Source organism: Actinocrinis sp. (assembly GCF_035653575.1).
Lineage (GTDB): Bacteria > Actinomycetota > Actinomycetes > Streptomycetales > Catenulisporaceae > Actinocrinis.
The window spans coordinates 1-3297 of sequence record NZ_DASRBQ010000130.1 but is presented as its reverse complement, the minus strand read 5'-3'; the positions used below and the strand labels follow the sequence as shown (position 1 = coordinate 3297).

The window sequence follows — 3297 nt, the reverse complement described above, 5'->3', positions numbered from 1 at the left end:
TCGGCCGGTCGACCGGAGCGGAGCGCCTTCGCGGTGTTCACCCCGCCCAAGAGCAAAGCCGGAATACGCACCCTGCCACTACCACCCTGGCCGCCACCGAACTGCGGCTGCACCGTTCCCAGTACCCGCTCGGACCCGCGGGACTGCTGTTCACCACCCCGGTCGGCGCGGTGCTCAACCAGAACAACTGGCGGCGCGGGGAATGGAACCGCGCCCGGCTGTGGGCGTACTGCGCGCCGCGGGACGTCACGTTCCGCCGGCTGCGGCACACCTACACATCCTTTCCCGACAGCCTTTCGCCGCATACTGATGTTCGCATCGGTCGCGAGAGCGCAGAGCCGATGCGTGCGTGTCCCCGCCAGCACACTGCTGGCGGGGACACGCGTTGCGCTCAGCCCCATCAGCCCCAGCGGCTGATCTCGCCGTTCGGGTACGCCGCGAACTCGCCGCTCTCGGCGCCGGCCTTGAGGCTGGTCAGGTACGCGCCCCAGTTGGTGGTGCAGCCGCTCATGAATTCGGTGGCCTCGCGCCAGCCGGTGTGGGTGAACAGCGGTGTCGTGCCGTCGTCGCCGTGCGGGCGCAGCGCGAAGGTGATGAGCGTGTCGAGCCATGCGTCAGGGCCCTGCTCGACGCGCCAGGTGATCTCGTCGGGCGTGTCGGCCACGACTTCCATGACCGCGGCCGGCTTCTCTGCGTTGGCGAAGTAGACGCCGAAGCGGCTGCCGATTGCGGTGTAGCCGTCGAGTGGCCGTCCGGTCCACCAGCGGGCGATGCCCTCGGTGGTGGCGATCAGGTCGTGCACGCGCTCGGTCGGGGCGTCGATGCTGATGCGGTGCAGGATGTCGGGCATTGTCGTGTCCTCGCGGTTTTCGGTGTCAGCGTTGGATGCGGGAGTCGGGTTCAGGCGGCGACGAAGACGTCGTCGGCCGCGGGAGTGTCGGCGTGCGCCTCAGTCCGGCGCCCGGTGATCGCGAACGCCGTCAGTGCGGCGAGTACGGCGAACACCACGCAGGACCACAGCGCCGGACGGAACCCGGCGGTCACGGAGGCCGGGTCGCCGAGGTGGCCGTGGGCGGCGAACACCGCGCTGGCGATCGCGATCGAGAAGACCGCACCGAAGCGCTGTGCCATGTAGTTGACGCCGGACGCCTTGCCCATCTCGTGTTCGGCGACCGCGCTGAGGACGGCCGTGGGCACCGTCGGCAGCGCCATGGAGATTCCGATGCCCGCGACGAGCAGTGCGACGACGAGTTCCACCCAGCTTGTGGCCAGCGAGCCGCGCACGGCCGCCCACGCGTAGCCGAGGGCCTGCAGCGCGAGGCCGGTCAGCATGATCGGCCGCCGGCCGATCCGGTCGGAGAGCGCGCCCGCGATCGGCGAGACGACCATCGGCGTGCCGAAGAACGGCAGCAGCCGCACGCCGGCCGCGATCGGCGAGTACCCGCGCGCGAACTGGAACTCCTGGGTGACCAGGAAGGCCGCGGCGAACGTGGCGCCGGACATCAGGAACGTCGTCAGGTTGCCGACGGCGAAGGCCTGGTTGCGGAACAGGCGCATCGGCACCATCGGTTCGCCGGTCCGCCGTTCCCATCCGACAAAGGCCGCCAGGAGCGCGGCGCCGACTAGGAGTGTCGACAGGATCTCTGGACTGGACCATCCGAGGCCAGCGGTCCGGACCAGCGCCCACACCAGATTGACCACGCCGCCGCTGACCAGCCCGACGCCGACCAGGTCAAGCCGCTCGGGCACGCCGTGGCTCTCCGGCAGCAGCCGCGCACCGAGCACCAGGGCGACCAGGCCGATCGGGACGTTGAGCCAGAAGATCCAGTGCCAGTCGAGGCGTTCGGCGACCACGCCGCCGACGATCGGGCCCGCCGCGACGGCCAGCCCGGCCAGGCCGCCGTAAACCCCGACGATCAGGCCGCGCCGCTGCGGAGGGAACGCTGTGGTGAGGATGGTCAGGCTCAGCGGCATGACCACGGCCGCGCCGAGCCCTTGCACGGTACGCGCGGCCACGAGCACGCCGATGTCGGGCGCCAGGGCGCACGCGGCCGACGACAGCGTGAACAGCGCCAGGCCGAGGTTGAAGACGCGCCGCCGCCCGAACCGGTCGCCGAGCGCCGCGGCGGTGATGATCCCCGCGGCGAACGCGATGCCGTAGGAGTTGACCGTCCACTGCAGGGACGCGAGGTCGGCGTGCAGGTCCCGCTGCATCTGCGGTAGCGCGGTGATCACGACGAGCGAGTCGAGCACGACCATGAAGTACGCGGTCGACATCAGGCCCAGCACCCAGCGCAGGCGGGTCGTGGACGGTGTTGGGATGTTCGTCATCGGTTGTGCTCCTTCAGACGGTGCCGCCTCCTCGGGGCGGGTCTAGAGCAGTGACGAACAGCCGGGCACGGGACGGACAGCTCGGCGCGAATCTTTTTTCGCCGCGCCTTCCCCTAGCTGCACGGCAGGCTGAACGACCAGGCCGATCGGTGGTGGCCCTCTGTCAGATCTCCCCGGACGCCGTGCTCGCGATCGCCGATCCGCTCGACGGCGTCCGCCCCTGCGGCACTTGAACCCTAAGCCGGCGGCATGGGACACCATCCCGGGCATGGCTGTCTACCCGTGTTCCGTTACCTGCTCGACCGGGACCCTCTCGCTCACGAGCGGACGCGAGACATCGGTGACCGGCTTGCCGCGCAGGTGGACTTGCAGGCGCATGGCCAGTCCAGCGTCCTCGATCGAGAGCTCGCCGCCCAGCGCCAGTACGCCTTTGGCCTGCTTCATCAGGCCTTCGTGGGGCAACGCTGTCTGCGTCTGACCGAGCACGTCCTCCGCGCGCCCAACGTCGCCCCAGCCGAATCTCTGCCGTCCATCGCAGAGATCGACACGTTTGAGCGGCACGCGTCCAACGCGCTCAGATGAGCTGTACTGTCGGGGGTCGAAAAAATCTGGTGTAGCCGGAGTAGATATCTGCTTGCGGTTCGGGTAGGGTTACTGTTGTTGCGAGAGTACGAAGTCTGGTGAGCGTGGCAGACATGAACTGCCCGCAGCAGTTAGATCGGCAGGATGGTCGCCAGCAGGATCGGTGGCCGCTGAAGGACGATGCGACGTGCCGGGGCCCGAGCAGGTGAACGGGGTCCCGGCAGGCATCGGCAGTACATGCAAGTAGGAATCTGAGGAGAAGGGAAGGGTCACACCGTCGAGATCGCCCGCCCCGCACTGTGCCGGACGGGCAGTTACCGCAGCATCCGCGACGAAAGGTGGTCTTCGGTCACGCTTACGCGATCCCCGCAGCACCCCGGACGT

The 3297-nt window shown here is 69.0% G+C and carries 3 protein-coding genes; all 3 read right to left on the bottom strand.

Annotated elements, in window-relative coordinates; genetic code table 11:
- Nucleotides 1-400: 400 nt before the first annotated feature.
- Complete coding sequence (locus VFA06_RS18870; protein WP_324841940.1) at nt 401-850, bottom strand: SRPBCC domain-containing protein; 450 nt, start codon at nt 848-850, stop codon at nt 401-403.
- A gap of 50 nt (nt 851-900) precedes the next feature.
- Nucleotides 901-2331, bottom strand: coding sequence for an MFS transporter (locus VFA06_RS18865; RefSeq protein WP_324841939.1), 1431 nt, complete (start codon nt 2329-2331; stop codon nt 901-903).
- Between the two features lie 276 nt (nt 2332-2607).
- Nucleotides 2608-2892 carry a hypothetical protein gene (locus VFA06_RS18860; RefSeq protein WP_324841938.1) on the bottom strand — a complete coding sequence of 95 codons (285 nt, stop codon included), beginning with the start codon at nt 2890-2892 and terminating at the stop codon, nt 2608-2610.
- Nucleotides 2893-3297: the final 405 nt, after the last annotated feature.